17 protein-coding genes are annotated in these 16,453 nt (G+C 69.3%); 9 read left to right on the forward strand and 8 right to left on the reverse strand.

The genetic code is table 11. The annotated features are described in order from the left end of the window. Positions 1-49 precede the first annotated feature (49 nt). Positions 50-1,402: a diguanylate cyclase domain-containing protein gene (locus tag ON38_RS12660; RefSeq protein WP_083872614.1), complete on the forward strand. Its 1,353-nt coding sequence runs from the start codon at positions 50-52 to the stop codon at positions 1,400-1,402. Between the two features lie 121 nt (positions 1,403-1,523). Here ON38_RS12660 and ON38_RS12665 read toward each other — a convergent pair whose 3' ends face one another. Both ON38_RS12665 and ON38_RS12670 read right to left on the reverse strand, forming a co-directional pair. Continuing rightward, entirely contained in the window at positions 1,524-2,288 is a 765-nt protein-coding gene (locus tag ON38_RS12665) for a dienelactone hydrolase family protein (protein ID WP_039824959.1), read from the reverse strand. Between the two features lie 150 nt (positions 2,289-2,438). Beyond that, positions 2,439-3,062: a DUF4126 domain-containing protein gene (locus ON38_RS12670; protein ID WP_051164669.1), complete on the reverse strand. Its 624-nt coding sequence runs from the start codon at positions 3,060-3,062 to the stop codon at positions 2,439-2,441. Between the two features lie 135 nt (positions 3,063-3,197). Between ON38_RS12670 and ON38_RS12675 the strand changes: the two genes are divergently transcribed. Next, on the forward strand, positions 3,198-4,127 hold the full coding sequence (locus ON38_RS12675; protein ID WP_039825019.1) for an SDR family NAD(P)-dependent oxidoreductase: 930 nt from the start codon (positions 3,198-3,200) through the stop codon (positions 4,125-4,127). A 92-nt stretch (positions 4,128-4,219) separates the two neighbouring features. Here ON38_RS12675 and ON38_RS12680 read toward each other — a convergent pair whose 3' ends face one another. Then, a complete protein-coding gene (locus ON38_RS12680; protein ID WP_039824960.1) occupies positions 4,220-4,852 on the reverse strand; it encodes a TetR/AcrR family transcriptional regulator in 633 nt (210 codons plus the stop codon). Between the two features lie 199 nt (positions 4,853-5,051). On the opposite strand from ON38_RS12680, the gene ON38_RS12685 reads away from it, so the two are divergent. From ON38_RS12685 to ON38_RS12695, 3 genes are read left to right on the forward strand one after another with little or no spacing between them, the layout of a single operon-like run. Further along, positions 5,052-5,855, forward strand: coding sequence for an SDR family NAD(P)-dependent oxidoreductase (locus ON38_RS12685; protein ID WP_039824961.1), 804 nt, complete (start codon positions 5,052-5,054; stop codon positions 5,853-5,855). 54 nt (positions 5,856-5,909) lie between these two features. Then, entirely contained in the window at positions 5,910-7,037 is a 1,128-nt protein-coding gene (locus tag ON38_RS12690; protein ID WP_039824962.1) for a DUF5938 domain-containing protein, read from the forward strand. Between the two features lie 8 nt (positions 7,038-7,045). Continuing rightward, positions 7,046-8,578, forward strand: coding sequence for an acyl-CoA synthetase (locus tag ON38_RS12695; RefSeq protein ID WP_039824963.1), 1,533 nt, complete (start codon positions 7,046-7,048; stop codon positions 8,576-8,578). A 56-nt stretch (positions 8,579-8,634) separates the two neighbouring features. On the opposite strand, the gene ON38_RS12700 is transcribed toward ON38_RS12695, so the two are convergent. Continuing rightward, positions 8,635-9,795 carry a DUF1444 domain-containing protein gene (locus ON38_RS12700; protein ID WP_039824964.1) on the reverse strand — a complete coding sequence of 387 codons (1,161 nt, stop codon included), beginning with the start codon at positions 9,793-9,795 and terminating at the stop codon, positions 8,635-8,637. 319 nt (positions 9,796-10,114) lie between these two features. Between ON38_RS12700 and ON38_RS12705 the strand changes: the two genes are divergently transcribed. Beyond that, a complete protein-coding gene (locus ON38_RS12705; protein WP_039824965.1) occupies positions 10,115-10,306 on the forward strand; it encodes a DUF3072 domain-containing protein in 192 nt (63 codons plus the stop codon). A 98-nt stretch (positions 10,307-10,404) separates the two neighbouring features. Here ON38_RS12705 and ON38_RS12710 read toward each other — a convergent pair whose 3' ends face one another. From ON38_RS12710 to ON38_RS12720, 3 genes are all read right to left on the reverse strand, one after another. Continuing rightward, complete coding sequence (locus ON38_RS12710) at positions 10,405-11,622, reverse strand: YbfB/YjiJ family MFS transporter (protein WP_051164670.1); 1,218 nt, start codon at positions 11,620-11,622, stop codon at positions 10,405-10,407. Between the two features lie 79 nt (positions 11,623-11,701). Further along, entirely contained in the window at positions 11,702-12,280 is a 579-nt protein-coding gene (locus tag ON38_RS12715) for a TetR/AcrR family transcriptional regulator (protein WP_039824966.1), read from the reverse strand. Beyond that, the gene (locus ON38_RS12720) at positions 12,267-13,802 is read right to left on the reverse strand and encodes an MFS transporter (RefSeq protein WP_039824967.1); all 1,536 of its coding nucleotides are present in this window, start codon (positions 13,800-13,802) and stop codon (positions 12,267-12,269) included. Before ON38_RS12720 ends, ON38_RS12715 begins: the two co-directional genes overlap by 14 nt. A gap of 126 nt (positions 13,803-13,928) precedes the next feature. On the opposite strand from ON38_RS12720, the gene ON38_RS12725 reads away from it, so the two are divergent. The 3 genes from ON38_RS12725 to ON38_RS12735 all read left to right on the forward strand — a co-directional run bounded on the left by ON38_RS12725 (position 13,929) and on the right by ON38_RS12735 (position 15,962). Beyond that, positions 13,929-14,663 carry an MBL fold metallo-hydrolase gene (locus tag ON38_RS12725; RefSeq protein ID WP_039824968.1) on the forward strand — a complete coding sequence of 245 codons (735 nt, stop codon included), beginning with the start codon at positions 13,929-13,931 and terminating at the stop codon, positions 14,661-14,663. Positions 14,664-14,787: 124 nt separating this feature from the next. Beyond that, positions 14,788-14,991, forward strand: coding sequence for a hypothetical protein (locus ON38_RS12730; protein ID WP_039824969.1), 204 nt, complete (start codon positions 14,788-14,790; stop codon positions 14,989-14,991). Positions 14,992-15,080: 89 nt separating this feature from the next. Then, positions 15,081-15,962: a CE1 family esterase gene (locus ON38_RS12735; RefSeq protein WP_039824970.1), complete on the forward strand. Its 882-nt coding sequence runs from the start codon at positions 15,081-15,083 to the stop codon at positions 15,960-15,962. Between the two features lie 211 nt (positions 15,963-16,173). On the opposite strand, the gene mbp1 is transcribed toward ON38_RS12735, so the two are convergent. Beyond that, positions 16,174-16,416, reverse strand: a complete 243-nt coding sequence (mbp1, locus tag ON38_RS12740; protein WP_039824971.1) for a microaggregate-binding protein 1 — start codon at positions 16,414-16,416, stop codon at positions 16,174-16,176. Between the last annotated feature and the right edge of the window lie 37 nt (positions 16,417-16,453).

Below are 16,453 nucleotides of genomic sequence, written 5' to 3' on the forward strand. Positions count from 1 at the left end.
GACGTGGTGGCTGCGGTGGTGTCGGGCAGTGGATGGACGAAGGGGTGCGATGGACGGGTCGGGGCACGACGAACTGGTCCGCTCGTGGTCACGGGCACTACGGGCGCCCGGCGACTCCTCCCCGTCCGATCCGGCTGCCGAACAGTTCCTGCACTGGCTGGTCGACGACCTGGCGAAAGCCCTCACCACGACACAGTTCGACCCCACCGCGGGGGCCAGGGTCGGCGCGGCTCTGGCCACCGTGGAGGTGGGTGTGGACGATGTACCGGCCGTCTCGGCGCCGATCCTGTGGGGCCTCGTGGAGCCGGATGCCGGTCCGGACGTCGTGACGCGTATGTCGATACTCCTCACCAAACTGGGCGAGGGGTACGGGACTCACCGCCAGCAGCGGTTCGCCGCCCACCACGCGGAACAGACCGAGCCGACCCGGCAGTCCGACGCGCGCTACCGGGTGGTGTTCGAGAACGCGGCGGTGGCGATCGCCGTGGGCGACACCAACGGTATCCTGCTCGACGCCAACCAGAAACTCGCCGATATGATCGGCGTCCCGGTCGACGAGCTCCGCGGTATATCGGTCTACGAATTCGCCCATCCCGAGGACCGTGAGCGTATTCGCAGACTCGTCTACGAGAAGTTGGTGCCCAAGCGCGGCGGCACGGTGAAACTGGAACAGCAGATCGGCCGCGTGGACGGCAGCTACGGCTGGGCTTCGTTCTCCATCACCTTCGTGGAGGGCGCCGCGGGCCACCCGAACTATCTGCTGGCGGTGGGTGAGGATGTCACCGAACAACACCGTATGCGCCAGGAACTCCACCGCCAGGCGCGGCACGACCCACTGACGGGCCTGCCCAACCGGCGTCAGTTGCTGGAACGGCTCGATACCGTGATGAACGAGGCGGGCGGTCACGAGCAGATCGGTTTGTGCTTCGTGGACCTCGACCGCTTCAAACACATCAACGACCGATACGGGCACGGCACCGGCGACCGGGTGCTCACCGCTGTCGCCGACCGGCTGCACGCCAGTGTGCAGGACCTGGACTGTCTGGTGGCCCGGATCGGCGGCGACGAATTCGTCGCGTTGGTGCCGCCGCCGGTCGACGCCTGGAAGATGGGCCGGGTGGCGGACAGCCTGCTGGGTGCGCTGAGCGACCCGGTGACCACCAACAGCCACCGGGTGCAGGTCTCGGCGAGTATCGGCGCCGTGCTGACCACGGTGCAGAGCGGTCAGGCCGAAACTCTGATCGACGCCGCCGACACCGGCCTGTACCGCGCCAAGAACAACGGCAAGGCGCAGTGGGTACTGCATATGCTCGCCGACGGTGTGGTCACCGAAGCCGATCCCGACCTCGATCCCGATCGACTCAACCGATACATCCCCACCGAGGACGTGCCGGAATCCTGATCACGGCGGTTGCTCCGCGCCGGAGTCGCTCGGTCCGCCGGGACGAGGAACCGGCACCGGGTACAGCGATGACACCGGTATCGGCGACCGGCACGGAACCGGATCACCGATACCGGCCCCATCAGGCTCCCGGCCTGCTGTCCCGTCCGAGATGCCGGCGGAAGAACGCGAGCGCGCTGTCGACCTCGAACCGGGGCACCTCGGCATGTCCGCCCGAGTTGGCGTGCAGGGACTTCTCCTTCGAGGCGAAAGCCTCGAACAACGCGAGACCGGAGCGGCGGTCGACCAGCTCGTCGTCCCATTGGAGCAGGAATTCCAGCGGCACCGTGATCCGGGCCGCCGCCTCGGTCAGGGACTCCTGCCCGAGGCACCCGAACACCGCCGCGGTGATCCGGGGTTCGGCCGCCGTCAAGGGCACCCCGATCCCCGTGCCCTGCATGATGCCCCAGAAGCCGATCGGCCCCGCGGCACCGATCTCCGGTATGCGCTGTAGAGCGTCCAGGGTGGCCTGCCACTCCGGCACGGCGCGTTCGGCAAGGTAGGTGTGCAGCGCGCCGACGACCGGGCCGATGGGCTCACCACCGGCCTGGGCCCGGCGGAGGACGGCGAGGCGCTGCTCGTATTCCGCGGTCCGGGGGCGGTCGCCGTGGCCCGGAGCATCGACGGCGGCCACGTGGAAACCGCCACCGGTTACGAAGCGATGCGCGCGACCTGCGATCCCCGGAGCTCTCTTGTGTCCGCCGCCGCCGTGCGCCATCAGTATGAGAGGCGCTGGGGCGGAGCAGGCCTGGGGCGAGAAGAGTACGCCGGGGACCTCTCCCACGGTGAAGTCGCGCTCGATGACGCCGTTCGACGAGGTCTCGGCGCTGAAGTGCGTAGAACGCATAGGTATTACCTTTCGGGAGTGCCTTGTTCGCGGCGCTCCCGGCGACACCAGCGTCAGTCGCCCGGCCGTGCGGAGAAGAGGGAGCACCCGTTCGATACAGCGTTGATGGGTCTCACCTCCTCGGTCGATGTCACGGACTCGCGGAGAGTATCAGGCCGATGTCGCCGTACCAACTTCTTTTTCGCCGCTGCCCGAAGGAGCCGGTATCGGCCTGCGGCGACGGAATCTGCGCACCGCACGCCAGGCGATGAACAGCAGAACGCCCAGCGCGATCGGCACCAGCAGCGGGAGCGCGATCGCCAGCGCGACCAGAAAGAACGCCAGCACATCCTCGACGACCGAGACCACCGGGTTCGCGATACCGGCCGTCGTGGCAGTGGTGGCCGCGCGGACACCGGTCCGGTTCGCGCTGAAGGTGAGTGCGGTGGGGGCGCCGACGATGATTCCCGCGATCGCCGCGGTGGCCGGATCGGCCGCCTCGAACACCGCCCCGGCGGCGATCGCCCCCGCGATCGGGCCGCTGACATTGCCGATGAGGGACAAGACGTTGTCGATGAACGGGACGAGGTCGGCGAGTATCTCGGTGATGGCCGCGACCGCCAGCGCGAGCAGGGCACCGGTCGAGCCGATCCAGGCGAAGGACTCGTTGAGGTTCAGGCCGAGCACACCGAAATGCGCGGCGGCGCTGAGCACCAGCAACGGCAGGAAGGTCCGGAATCCGCAGGCGGCCGCCAGCCCCAGACCCAGAAAGGCGGGGAGTACCCAGCTGTTCATGTCTGCGAGTGTAGGTTTCCTCGGCCGGGAACGGCCCGGGACGGACGGTCACCGTGCACCGCACGGATTCCGATGCGATGGTTGCACCGGCACCACCGCCGGCTGCCCGTCCGCTTCCTCGACGAAGGACACGATATGACCGACGACACCACGCCCGGTAGCGCTCGCGTAGTAGTGATGACCGGCGCCACCTCCGGTATCGGCGCCGCCGCACTGCGGCAACTCGCGGGGGAGCCCGGCACTCGGATCACGGTCGGCGCCCGCGGTTCCGGCCGTGAGGTGCCCACCGGAGTCGAAACGCTGCCGCTGGACCTCGCGTCCCTCGACAGCGTCCGCGCGTTCGCCGCCGCCGTGACGGACCGGCTCGCGGGGACGGCCATCGACGCGTTGGTCCTCAATGCCGGTACGCAGTCCAGGCGACGCCGGGAAGCACGGACGGCCGACGGTTTCGCGACCACCTTCGGAGTGAACCACCTCGCCCACTATCTGCTGGCCCGTCTGCTGGTGCCCCACCTCGCCGACAACGCGCGCCTGATCCTGACCACCAGCGACACCCACGATCCGGCGGTCATCCCCTTCGGGCCCAGAAGCCTCGACCCGCAGGCTCTCGCGCACCGGCCCGCATCCGGGCCGTGGGCAGGCCTCCGCGCCTATGCGGCGTCGAAACTGTGCAATCTGCTGACCGCGCGGTCACTCGCCGAACTGCCCGAGCTCCGCGCGCGCGGGATCACGGTGCTGGCATACAACCCGGGTCTCACCGCCGGCACCGATCTCGGCGACCCGGGTCCCGCGTCGGCGCGGTTCATGAAACTCGCGGTGTATCCGCTCTTCCGGATCTTCGGCAGCGTCAGGCCCGCGTACCGCGCCGGCGAACCCGGGCGGGCGGGGCTGGTACTCGCGCGGCTCGCGACCGGCGCGCTGACACCTCCGGCAGGCCACGTCTACGTATCCCTGGTCGGGGGAGAGGTCACCTATCCCGCGCCCTCGAAGCTCGCCCGCGACGACGAGGTCCGCGACGACCTCTGGGCCCGCAGTGCCGTGATGGTCGGTCTCGCCGATCGGTGAACCCGCTCGGTCTCGTGCACCGCGCGCACGGGTGAGTTCTCCGGCCGGGCCACCACAGCCGTTGCCCGTGGACCGGTGCCGCTCCCGCCTCGCTACGACGGTGCGCCGAGCAGAGCGAATACCGAATCCAGCTGATCGCGCACGGTTTCCACGCCGTCGGTGCGTCCGGCGAGCCGGTGCAGCAGGGCACGCTGGAAGATCCCGTCGATGGTCGTGTACGCGACCGCGGGGGTGAGGGCCGGTGCGCTGCCGCGGTGTTCGCAGTAGCGGGAGACGACCCGCCAGATCATGTCCTCGCGGCGGGCCTCGATCTCGAGGACATCGTCGCGGAAGGAATCGTCGAACAGGCTCTGATTGCGCAGGTCGTACCAGAGCCGGTGGACGGCGGCGTCGGCCACCAGGGTGGCCGAGAACGTGGCGATGAACTCGGTGCGCAACTCGTCGGCGTCCTGCGCGGACGCGATCACCTCGTCGTACCGGGTCACGCAGACCATCTCGTACTGCCGGACGGCGTGCACCAGCAGGTCGATCTTGTCGCGGAAGTAGTAGTGCAGGACGCCGTGGGAGTACTCGGAGTTCTGCGCGATCTCGCGCAGGCTTGTATGGGCGTAGCCACGCTCGGCGAGCGTGTGCAAGGTGGCCAGCGCCAGTTCGGTGCGCTTGGCCGCGAATTTGTCGCGCGCGCGCTCGTCTATGCGGGATCTGGGGTCAGCGGCCTGTGTCACTCGTCTGCATTCTTCTCGGTTCGATCTCACCTGCCCGGCTTCTCCTGAGTGTAAGCGCACGGCTACCCGCAATCTTTGGACGACTGTCAAGATTTTTCTTGACGACTGTCAAGATTTCGCCCTACTGTGTCTTGCGACACACCACGGCGTTGTTGTGGCACAGATCACTGTGTCGGCTGCTTTCGAGAGAGGAACAGTTATGACGAGTTACGACCTGGGCGGACGAGCTGCGCTGGTCACCGGGGGTGCGCGCGGCCTGGGTGCGGGGATGGCCCAAGCGCTGGCCGAGGCCGGCGCGGCGGTGGTGATCGCCGATATCGACGCCGACGGTGGCGCCACGATGGTCGAGAAACTGCGGGCACAGGGCAGCCGAGCCGAATTCGTGTCGCTGGACGTCACCGATGACAGTGCCTGGGAACGCGCCGTCACCACGACCGTCGGCGCGCTGGGCGGGCTCGACATCGTGGTCAACAACGCGGGCGTGGAAGTCACCAGCCTGCTGGTCGATCTCGATCCCGACCGGGCCCGCACCATGCTCGATGTCAATCTGCTGGGCACCGCGCTCGGCATCAAGCACGCGTTCCGGGCCATGCGGCCGGGCGGGGCCGCCGGGCGGGGCGGGGCCGTGGTGAACATCGCCTCGGTCGCCGCGACGATCGCGTTTCCCGGAATCAGCGTCTACTCGGCCACCAAATCGGGTATCGACCGGCTGACCAGGGTGGCCGCCGCGGAGTCGGGCAAGCTCGGCTACGGCGTGCGCGTCAACTCGATCTATCCCGCCCTGACTCCCACCGCGATGGGGAACAAGCTCGCTGTCGACTGCGCGGAGCTGGGGTTGTTCCCGTCTCCGGAAGCCGCCGCGCAAGCGGTAGCCGAGCTCACGCCGCTGGGCCGGCTCGGCCAGGTCGACGATATGGCCGACGCCGTCGTATTCCTCGCCTCCGACGCGGCGAAGTTCATCACCGGCGCCGGGCTGCCGGTCGACGGGGGGATGGGCATGTAGCGGCAGCCCGAATCACCACCGCCCCATCACATTCGAGGAAAAGAGAACACCACCATGGCTACCGACAAACGGGTCGTCGTCTACGGCGCCTCCGGCTACACCGGCCGGCTCATCTGTGAATATCTGCGCGAGTACGGTATTCCCTTCCTGGCCGCGGGCCGCGACCACGCGCGACTGAAAGCAGCGGTGGACGCGGTGCCGGGTATCGATACCGTCGACCACGAGATCGCCGAGGTCGAGCACACGGCCGCGGCGCTGGCCGAGGCATTCCGGGGCGCGCGGGTCGTGCTCAATACGGTCGGCCCGTTCGCCCGCTACGGTCACCCCGTGGTCGAGGCGTGTCTGGAGATAGGCGCCCACTACACCGACACCAACGGTGAGCAGAACTGGATGATCGACGCCCAGGAACGCTACGGTGCCGAATTCGCCGCCCGGAGCCTGCTGCTCACGCCGGGACTGGCGCAGATGTACACCATCGGCGAGATCGCCGCCAATATCTGTCTGGAGAACCCCGGCCTGGACACCCTCGATATCGAGGTGTTCTGGAAGGGACACCCGACCGTGGCCTCCACCAACACGATCCTCACCAATGCCGCCTTCGCCGAGGCGTACTACCTCGAGCAGAACGAGTACGTGGAATGGCCGGTCGACGAAGGGCTCTACCAGGTGGTGGTGCCAGGTCAGCACGAACTGGGTCTGGCACTGCCGTGGGGCGGTACCTCCCATCCGGTGTGGTTCAAGAACGATCCGCGGGTCGCCAATGTGCGGGCGCTCGGCGGCGTGATGAACCGTCCGTTGATGCTCGGCGTACCACAATTGGTGGCGGCGGCCCTCGCGCAGATGGACGGTAAGTCGGAAGCGGAGAAGTACCGCATCATCGACGAGCAGTCCGCCGCCATCCGCAGCGAGATGCCGCCGCGGGAGAATCCGCGGATCAACACCTCGCTCGACTCGGTGTACGCCTCCGGGCCGTTGGGCCGGGCGCACTGCCTGATCCACGGGAACTGCAACTACAAGCAGACCGCGCTCCTCAACGCCCACGCCGCGGCCGCCCTGCTCCAGCAGCCCCCGCAGGTGACCGGGTTCGCCTCGAGTTGCCAGGCATTCGGGCACCGCGAACTGCTCGGCACGCTGCGCGCGTTCGGGCTCGTCCTCGACCCCATCGTCACGGTACATCGCTGAGGCCGTCGATGCGACTCGCGGACTATCTCGACAAGGGGGTCTCGCTCGGCCGCGAGGCCCCGTGCCTCACTTGCGGCGGCACGACCAGCACCTACGGCGAGGTGTACGACCGGTCGGTGGCCGTCGCCGGCGCCTTGCAGCACACGGGGATCGAATCCGGCGACCGGGTCGCGGTCCTGTCCGCCAACGATCCGCTCGCCCTGACCTGCGTTTTCGGCATATCGCGCGCCGGCGCGGTGTGGTGCCCGGTCAACCCGCGCAACGAGGCCGAGGAGAACCGGCAACTCTTCGACCTGTTCGGTTGCCGGCTGCTGTTCTTCCAGCAGCGCTTCGCCGGCCTGGTGGCCCGTATCCGCGACCACCTGCCCCGGCTGGAGTGGCTGGTCTGCCTGGACGGCGACAGTGCGGGCGCGGTCGCGTTCGACACGTGGCTGGCCGCGCATCGTGGCGAACCCGACATGCGCCGGCGACCGGCGGACGGGCTGTGCATGCTCGCCGGCACCGGCGGCACCACCGGGCGGCCCAAGGGCGTGCGGCTGACCGAACTCAATATGATGACCTCGACCGCGCTGGCGCTGATGAGTTATCCGTTCGGCGACCGCCCGCGCTACCTCGCTCTCGCACCGCTCACCCATTCGGCGGGAGTACTCACCTTCCCGATCCTGGCCCTGGGCGGCGAGGTCGTCATCATGCCCGCGCCCGATATCGGGCAGTTCCTCGCGCTCGCCGCGCGGCACCGGATCACGCACGCGTTCCTCCCGCCGACGGTGATCTACGGCCTGCTCGATCACCCCGACCTCGACCGCACCGACCTGTCCGCGCTGCGCTGTCTCTGGTACGGCGCCGCACCGATATCGCCCACCCGGCTCGAGGAGGCACTCGCGCGGATCGGCCCGGTCCTGGGTCAGTTGTTCGGCCAGACCGAGGCGCCGAATATGATCGCCACCCTCGCACCGGCCGATCATTTCCGGCCCGACGGCTCGGTCGCCACCGAGCGTCTCGCCTCGGCCGGACGGCCCACGCCACTCACCACGGTCGCCATCATGGACGGGCAGGGGACGCTGCTGCCGCCGGATGAGCGCGGCGAGATCGTGGTGCGGGGCCCGTTGGTGATGGACGGTTATCACGAGAACCCCACCGCGACAGCGGAAGTGAGCGCGTACGGCTGGCACCATACCGGTGATATCGGCTATCTGGACGAGGACGGTTTCCTCTACGTCGTCGACCGCGCCAAGGACATGATCATCACCGGTGGGTTCAACGTCTACTCCGCCGAAGTCGAGCAGGCCGTCCTCGCGCACACCGCGGTGGCCGAGAGCGCGGTGGTCGGTCTGCCCGACGAGAAATGGGGTGAACGGGTGACCGCGGTGGTGCGCCTGCGTCCGGGACACACCGTAACCACCGACGAGCTGATCTCGTTCGTCAAACAGCGCATCGGCAGCGTCAAAGCCCCCAAGCAGGTGGAGATCTGGGCGGATCTACCGCGCTCGAAAGTCGGTAAGGTGCTGAAGAACGTGATCCGTTCCGAACTCCGGGAGTGACCGAGCCGGTACCGCCGGGGGCGGATCTCGCGATCACCACTCTCGATTCCTCGCGGTCAGAACGCCACCGCGGCCGCCGTGAGACGTTCGAACACCGCGGGATCGGGCCAACCGGCGGTGCGATAGCGCGGCGGGTGGACGCCCGGCATCGGGGCGAGGCCGGTCATATCGACGGCGATCTCGAACGGCACCATGATGGTCCGTTCGTCCTCGGTGGCGAACGCGAGGAAATCGGCCACCGGCAGGGCGGCGTCGACACCCTCGCCCCAGACGGTGACGGTATGGATACCGTCCTCGCGTTCGGCCACCATCAGGCTGCTCACGTAGATCGCCTCGAGGTCGGCCCGGTAGTGCTCCTCGAGCCATTGCTGCTGGGCGTGGTATTCGGCGCCGGCGAGGACCGCCCGGGCGCGGGCGATCTCGGCGTCGTTCGCGGTGCTCACCCGGTCCAGGGGGATCACCAGGCCGGATTCGTCGAGCGTGTAGCCCTGGGGCGAGAGCGGCCGGGTCGCCTCCCGGTACTCCTGTTCCACCGCGTCGAAGGCCTCGGACAACAGTTCGGGCTCGCCGGGAACGATCAGCAGGGTCTGCTGGTCGGGGATGAACGCGACCGGCGGATGCTCGAAGTTCGTCGTCGAGACGAGCAGCCAATCCGGCACCAGGATCCACGACGACAGGTAGTCGGCCTCGTCGACCTCGATCTTCACGATGCCGTCGCCGGGCAGTTCCGCGACCGGCACCACCGCCGCCAGGTTCTCCCGGGCCACCGTCAACGCTTCGTCGGCCGTCACGCCCCATTCGGTGAGCTTGGACTCGTCGGGGAAACCGATCACATCCGGATAGTCGATGGCCAGCAACTCGTCCACGAACGGGAAGAGCGGGCGTCGTATCCGCGAACCACTGTCCTCCAGCGCGTAGGTCGACGGCCGCAGGACCGGCCGCAGCAGCGGGCGTACCTCCTCCCAGCTCTCCGGAGGCGTCTCGGGTGTCACCAGCGCGGGGACGATCCGGGCCAGCCACTCCTGCGTGTCCTCCGGTGCTCGGTCGCGCGTCTCGGCGAAGAGATTCGCGAGATGGAGAACGGCATCGCCGCCGTCGTATCGGACGGCGAATTCGTCGGCGTCGTAGGAGACATCGGTGATGCCCGCCGACCGCATATGCCCGAACACCCGCAAGGCGAATTCGCGCCGTACCCGGTCGTCGTCGATATTCGTCATCGGAAAGAGCAACCTCACAATTCGCGGTCGGGCAATGGCAGGAAGCGCGGACACTACCCGGAATAGTTGCCGGTGATATTCCCAGCGCCGGTGCGCCCTGTCGGCCGACGCCCGGCGACGAAGTCGATCACCGGGGCGACGAAGGGGAGCAAGCCGGTGATCGTGGGGCGGCCCACGCCGACCGTGGCCCACACCGACCATAGTGGGCCTCTCCGGCTGTGGCGGTCGCGTCACCGCGGGCGAGTGGCGGGCTGGTTGAAGTTGTCCGATCCGGGTACGCGCCATTCGAACACTCGTTCTGCCGTGGAGAGGAGCGGTAATGGTGCAGCAGCAACCGGAGAAGGACCGGGACCAGTGGACCACCGGCGACGAGCCGATGACCGGCCCACAGGAGTCCTATCTGCACACCTTGGCCCAGGAGGCCGGGCAGCAGGTACCGGAGGGGCTGACCAAAGCGCAGGCGTCACAGCTGATCGACGAACTCCAGCAGCGCACCGGCCGCGGGGTGTGATCGGCGGGCTCCGGTAGCGCAGCGGCCGCGAGGTTCGGTCGGCGAACTCCGGTAACGCGGGGGTCTACCGGCGAACCCACGGCGCCCGGACGGCGGTGTCACCGGCCGGCCGGGATTCGCCGGCGGGCAGCGCGCGGATACCGTCCGGCCCGGAAGGCGGCGAACGCGAGTACCGCCGATATCGCGATGACCACCGCTGCGACGGTGAACGCGGTGGCGAAGGAGTGCCCGATGACCGGGACCACGAGCAGCGGGCCGATCACCTGCCCGATCGCGTAGACCGCGGTGAGTGTCGCCGCGGCGCGCGGGACGTCCAGCCCGCGGGCGTAGTCGAGGGTCAGGACCACCACGCCCATGAACGTGGCCCCGAATGCGACGGCGGCGACCGCCGCGGCGGCAACGCTGTGCGACGCCGCGGCGACCGCCGCCCCCGCCGCCTGCACCGTGAGAGCGGTGATCAGCGCGGGCCCGGTCCCGATCCGGTGTGCGAGGTGATGCCAGGCCAGTGTGGCCGGTGCCGCGGCCAGCCCGACGAGCGTCCACACCAGCGCGCCCGCCGACGCGCTGCCGGTTCCGGCCACGGCGGCCACCAGGAAGGTGCCGATGATGATGTAGCCCACCCCCTCGGCGAAGTACGACCCGAGCAGCAGTCGCCACGCTCGCCGCGCAGGCCCTGCACTGCTATGTCCCGTGCCGAACGCGGTATCGCCCGCGCTGTCGGCCGGACCCGATTCGGAGCGGATCTCCAATAGCCAAGCCGGCGCGAGCAGCAGTGCGGTGAGCACCGCGGACCCGAGCCACAGGCCCTGCCACGACAGATGCGGGGCGGCGAGCAGGGTGTAGACGCCGGAGAAGGCGATCCCAATACCGACCCCCGCGAACGCCACTCCCGGTGACGCGCCCTCGTGGCGGTGGTGGGCCACCGTGGCCGCGCAGGCGATGAAAATCGCCGCGCTGGCCGCCCCCGCCAGGAACCGGAGGCCGCTCGCCACCGCCACCTGCGCGGTCGCCGCCATTCCCGCCTCGCTGGCGACCAGCACCACCGACCACGCCAGGAACGTCGAGCGCAGGCTCAGCTGTGGCCGCCGTGTCAGCAACACCGCGCCGAGCAGGTACCCGGCGTAGTTGCCGGTCGCGATCACCGCGCCCTCGCCGGCACTCATTCCGGCCGAAGCGGTCAAGATCGGCAGCAAGGGTGTGAACACGAATCGCCCGACGCCCATCGCGGCGGCGAGCCCGGCCGCCGCGGCGATGCCCACCGCTCGGCCACGCAGTGCCGGCCCCCCGCCGCGCCGAGCGGCCCGCAGATCGGTCATACCCGGTAGATTACGATTCCCCGTCCCACCCTCGGACGGCCGCGGTCGGGCACCGTGAGTGCGAGCGGGCGACCGCCGGTCACCCGTGGTCCGGCGCCGCGGTTTCGGTCATGGCGAGCAGTTCCGCGCGTGCCGTCTCGAGCTGCTCGGCGGTGAGGTAGGGACTGTCGGCCGCAGTGGCCAGGCCCTCGGCCGCGAAGCGGATCACCGATGTCGTGGCGGGTGCGAGGCCGTCGGCGGCGAACGCTTCGTGCAGCCGCCGTGCGTCGGCGGCGAAGAGTTCCTCGAGGTCGCGGGCCGAACCCAGGGCGACGAGCAGGCCGGTCGGGCTGAAGGCCCGGGTGACCGATTCGCTACCGCTGGTCAGGGCCCGGACGTAACCGCGGGTGAATTTCCCGGGCCGGTTCTCGGACAGGTCGATCCGCTCGTGTACCTCGGCCCACACCTTCGCGATCAGGTGTTCGGTGACCCCGGCCAGCAGCGCGCCCCGGTTCGGGAAATGGTGCATGAGACCGCCTTTCGTCACACCGGCTGCCGTGGCGATATCGCTCAGGCTCACCCGGGCGCCGTGTTCGGCGAACATTCGTTCCGCGGCCTCGAGCACGGCCAGCCGGGTGCGTTCCTTGTCCCGGGTGAGCCCCTGGTCAGACCGGCTCATGCTGTCCCTGCTCCTTGTCCGTGGTCGGCCGCCGCGACGGGATGACGCGCCAGGCCAGCACGCCCGCGATCACGAGCAGGGCCGCCGCGAGATACGACGTGGACTGCAGACCGGTGGTGAAGGCGTGCGCCGCACGGGTGAAGATATCGGACTCGCCCGCGACGCCCGCCGCGCCCGCGAGTGAGTCCCGGGCCGCGGCGGCCGCGTCCGGATCGGTGCCGGGCCCGAGTTCGAGGTGCGCGCGGTACCGCGCCAGCTGGATCGAACCCAGCACCGCGATACCCAGAGCGCCGCCCATCTCGTAAGCGGTCTCGGCGATGGATGAGGCGGCGCCCGCTCGCTCCGCGGGCACCGCGGTGACCACCGCGTCCGTCGACAGCGTCATGGCCACGCCGACGCCGAGGCCGAGGACGGCCAGGGCGATACCGAGCCCCCAGAAACCGGATGAGGTGGCGGCCCACCCGATCCCGGCCAGACCGGCGGCGGCCACCAGCAGCGCGCCGCCGATGGTCCGCCCGGCCCCGAGCCGGGACACGAGGAGGCCGACCACGGCGATGACGGCCATGGAGGCCAGCGTTGTCGGCAGTTCGGCCAGCCCGGCCTGCAGTGGCCCGTACCCGCGGACGAGTTGCAGGTACTGGGAGAAGAAGAACAGCAGCCCGAGAAACGCGAAGATCGACAGGGCGGTGGAGAGCACGGCACCGGTGAAGGCGGGCATCCGGAACAACGAGATATCCACCAGCGGAAGGGCCAGCCGCGACTGTCTGCGCAGGAAGAGCAGACCGCCGCCCGCGCCGATCAGCGCCGCGATCGCAACTGTCGCGTCGAGGCCGGTGCCGGCCCAGTGTTTCACCGCGTAGACCAGCGGCACGATGGCGACGATCGACAGCATCGAGGACAGCCAGTCCACCGCATGCCCGCCGGTGCCGCGGGATTCCGGCAACAGGAGCGCGCCCGCGACCAGGACGACGGCCATGACCGGCACATTGATGAGGAATACCGAACCCCACCAGAAATGTTCGAGGAGCACACCGCCGATCAGCGGCCCGGCGGCCGCGCCCGCCGTGGCGCCGGCCGACCATACGGCGATGGCCGTCGTCCGTTGCCGCGGATCGGTGAACACGGCACGCACGATGGACAGGGTCGACGGCATCAAAGTCGCCCCGGCCACCCCGAGCAGCGCTCGCGCGGCAATGAGGATTTCGGCGTTCGGCGCCAGGGCGGCGAGGACGGAGGCGGCGCCGAACGCGGCGGCGCCGATCAGCAGGAGGCGTTTGCGTCCGATCCGGTCGGCGAGATTGCCCATGGTGATGAGCAGTCCGGCCAGGACGAACCCGTAGATGTCGCCGATCCACAGGAGTTGGGTCGCGGTGGGCCGGATATCGGCGGTGAGTGCCGGAACCGCGAGGTAGAGCACGGTTCCATCGATGGCGAGCAGCAGCACCACGCTGACCAGCGCGGCCAGGGCCGCCCATTCACGGCGGCCCGCCCGGGTGCCGGCGGTTTCCACGGCTTCGCTCATTCCTCCCACACTAACAGTCCATATGGAAGGTTATAGAATCTGAACGGTTTGTTCGGTCACACGCGGTGGTCGGCGTTCCGCCGTCCGTGGGCGCTGCTCGGCTGGGCCGGCCGCTAGCGTTTCGGTATGACGGTGACGTGGGAAGAGATGGGGTGGGAGCGGCTCGCGGACGGGGTGGGGCGATGCCGGTTGCCGGTATGGGACTGCACGGCGGGATTGATCGTGGGGGAGGATTCGGCACTGGTGGTCGATACCGGGTCGAGCCTCGCGGAGGGCGCCCGGGTGCGGGATCGGGCACAGCGGCTGGCGGGCCGGGATATCACCGGTGTCGTGCTGACCCATCAGCACTTCGACCATGTCTTCGGTGCCGCGGCGTTCGGGCCCGCGCCGGTCTTCGCCGCGGACGGTGCGCAGGCGCTGTACCGGGAAGCACGCGAGGAGTTGTATGCCGACGCCGTGCGCAACGGACTCGACACGACCGCGGCCCGGGCGGCCGCCGATGCCCTGGTCCGGCCCGGTGAGTACGTCCGGGACGTGACCGTGCTGGCGCGCGGCGCCGGTCGCGATGTCCTGCTGGTCCGTATCGGTCCCGGACACACCGGGCACGATCTCGCGGTCGTGGTGCCCGGCGACCCCACGGTGGTGTTCTGCGGTGATCTCGTCGAGGAGTCGGGCGAACCGCAGGCCGGGCCCGACGCCGTCGGGTCGCGGTGGCCCGCCGCCATCGACCGGTTGCTCGAGCTGGGTGGCGAGGACGCGGTGTACGTGCCCGGGCACGGCGCGGCGGTGGACGCGGACTTCCTTCGCAGACAGCGTGACGATCTGGTCACCCGCTTCGGAGTGGACGAACCCACCCTGTAGCGCCGGCCGCCACGCCATTCCCGACGCGACTGTGAGCCGGGGAGTTTTGCGGGTATGTGCGACATAGGAACTCGGCGAAGCCGCTCGGGTGTCACCGGTTCCGACGGAACATCAGGAGGTTCTCATGCTCGCCATCGCCGCCGCCGTCGCGTTCGGCCTCGCGCTCCTTTTCGATCTGACGGATGCCGACCTGGGTGAGTCGATCACCGGCGGCACCTTCGTCACCCTCGGATTGCTGCTGATCGCCCTGCATCTCGCGGGATTCGGTACCGGTGCGCGCGCCGGAACCGGGGGCCGCTCCTGGAACTGGCGACGCGTCCGCCGCTGACCCGGCCGGGCCCCGCGATTCCGGCCCGGACCCCACGATCCCCTGCGTAGTGTGCGATCCGGAAGTTCGTTCGCACACAAGGAGTTTCCGTGGCGTCCTCCCTTTCGAAACGCCTGGGCGCGCTTTTCGCCGCCTCCTGCGCGGCACTGTCGCTCGTGGTATCGGCAACGGGCCCCGCCGCCGCCGACGAAAAGTCCCCCGGAGGTCCGGGCGGCGCGGCCCTCGCCTGTTCGACCGCGCCGACCACCGGCAACCTGAAGGTCGACGGTTTCGACGGCCGGTACTATCTCGTGCACGTCCCCGCCGGGATATCCGCCGGCGGCGCACCGCTGGTGGTCGTCGTCCACGGTGGTTACAGCACTCCGGAGACCATCGCCTCCGTGTCGGGCTGGAATACGATCGCCGATCAGCAGAAGGCCATCGTGATCTATCCGCGCGGCAGCAAACCGGAGAGCCCCGGCTGGGGGTGGGACGCCGGCGAGGGCGCCTACGACATCACCCATATCCAGAAGGTGGTGTCCGACGTCCGCGCGAAATACTGCGTGGATCCGAAACGCATCCATCTGTCGGGCCATTCCAACGGCGGGCAGATGGCCTCTCGCGTCGCCTGCACGGACCCGGGTCTCATCGCCTCGGGTGCGGTCTACGCGCCCGCGCCGCCGCCGACGGGCTGCGACCCGGCGCGGGCGGTCTCCTGGGGCGTCTTCGCTTCGGCGAACGACACCACCGTGGTCGAGCCCATCGCCTACAGCCATGTCGTGTACTGGAGCTGGGAGAATCGTCCCTGCCAGAACGAGCAGCCCGACGGCGGGACCGATGTCAAGGATTCGAAGCGCTGGGACTGTGCGTCCGGCACCCAGGTGCTGTGGCGGGTCTACAACGGCGGCAGCCATGCCTGGCCGACGGGCACCCGGCGCACCGAGATCCTGAACCGGATGTGGCAGCTGTTCACAGCCCATCCGCATCCGTAGCCGCCCGGCCGGGCAGTGAGCCGGCGATAGTCCGCGGCGCGGGACGCGATTCCGGGCGGGATCGCCACCGGTCTATTCCGGCACGCGACCGGAACCTTCCGCGACGATGACAGCACGACGGCGGCCGCCCGGAAGTCCGGACGGCCGCCGTCGGGTGTTCGATGGCCGGTGCGCCGTGACGAGGCGCTCGGGTCCGGCAGGCGAATCGCCGCTACCGTCCCTGATGCGACTTCTGCCGCGCTTCCTGTACGTCGGCTTCGGAGCGGGCCTTCTCGGCTTCGGCTTCCTTCTCCGCGACCTCACGCTGTGCTTCGGCCTTGTCCTGCTGGGCGATGCCCTCGTCGCGTAGGTCCTTGTTGTCGAGGAGGGTGCCGCCCACTTCCTTGGCTTTGCCCTTCACGCCCTCGACGACGCCTTCCAATCCTTCCCGGGGACCGGTCTGCTTCTCGGCCACGATATCTACCTCCGCATGTTCGGTGCTGGTGGATATA

The sequence above is a fragment of the Nocardia testacea NBRC 100365 genome, assembly GCF_000308775.1.
Classification (GTDB): domain Bacteria; phylum Actinomycetota; class Actinomycetes; order Mycobacteriales; family Mycobacteriaceae; genus Nocardia; species Nocardia testacea.

Coding starts and splice junctions, on each gene's coding strand:
- ON38_RS12660 (WP_083872614.1), top strand. CDS start 50: ATGGACGGGTCGGGGCACGACGAACTGGTCCGCTCGTGGTCACGGGCA.
- ON38_RS12665 (WP_039824959.1), bottom strand. CDS start 2,288: ATGCGTTCTACGCACTTCAGCGCCGAGACCTCGTCGAACGGCGTCATC.
- ON38_RS12670 (WP_051164669.1), bottom strand. CDS start 3,062: ATGAACAGCTGGGTACTCCCCGCCTTTCTGGGTCTGGGGCTGGCGGCC.
- ON38_RS12675 (WP_039825019.1), top strand. CDS start 3,198: ATGACCGACGACACCACGCCCGGTAGCGCTCGCGTAGTAGTGATGACC.
- ON38_RS12685 (WP_039824961.1), top strand. CDS start 5,052: ATGACGAGTTACGACCTGGGCGGACGAGCTGCGCTGGTCACCGGGGGT.
- ON38_RS12690 (WP_039824962.1), top strand. CDS start 5,910: ATGGCTACCGACAAACGGGTCGTCGTCTACGGCGCCTCCGGCTACACC.
- ON38_RS12695 (WP_039824963.1), top strand. CDS start 7,046: ATGCGACTCGCGGACTATCTCGACAAGGGGGTCTCGCTCGGCCGCGAG.
- ON38_RS12700 (WP_039824964.1), bottom strand. CDS start 9,795: ATGACGAATATCGACGACGACCGGGTACGGCGCGAATTCGCCTTGCGG.
- ON38_RS12705 (WP_039824965.1), top strand. CDS start 10,115: ATGGTGCAGCAGCAACCGGAGAAGGACCGGGACCAGTGGACCACCGGC.
- ON38_RS12710 (WP_051164670.1), bottom strand. CDS start 11,622: ATGACCGATCTGCGGGCCGCTCGGCGCGGCGGGGGGCCGGCACTGCGT.
- ON38_RS12715 (WP_039824966.1), bottom strand. CDS start 12,280: ATGAGCCGGTCTGACCAGGGGCTCACCCGGGACAAGGAACGCACCCGG.
- ON38_RS12720 (WP_039824967.1), bottom strand. CDS start 13,802: ATGAGCGAAGCCGTGGAAACCGCCGGCACCCGGGCGGGCCGCCGTGAA.
- ON38_RS12725 (WP_039824968.1), top strand. CDS start 13,929: ATGACGGTGACGTGGGAAGAGATGGGGTGGGAGCGGCTCGCGGACGGG.
- ON38_RS12730 (WP_039824969.1), top strand. CDS start 14,788: ATGCTCGCCATCGCCGCCGCCGTCGCGTTCGGCCTCGCGCTCCTTTTC.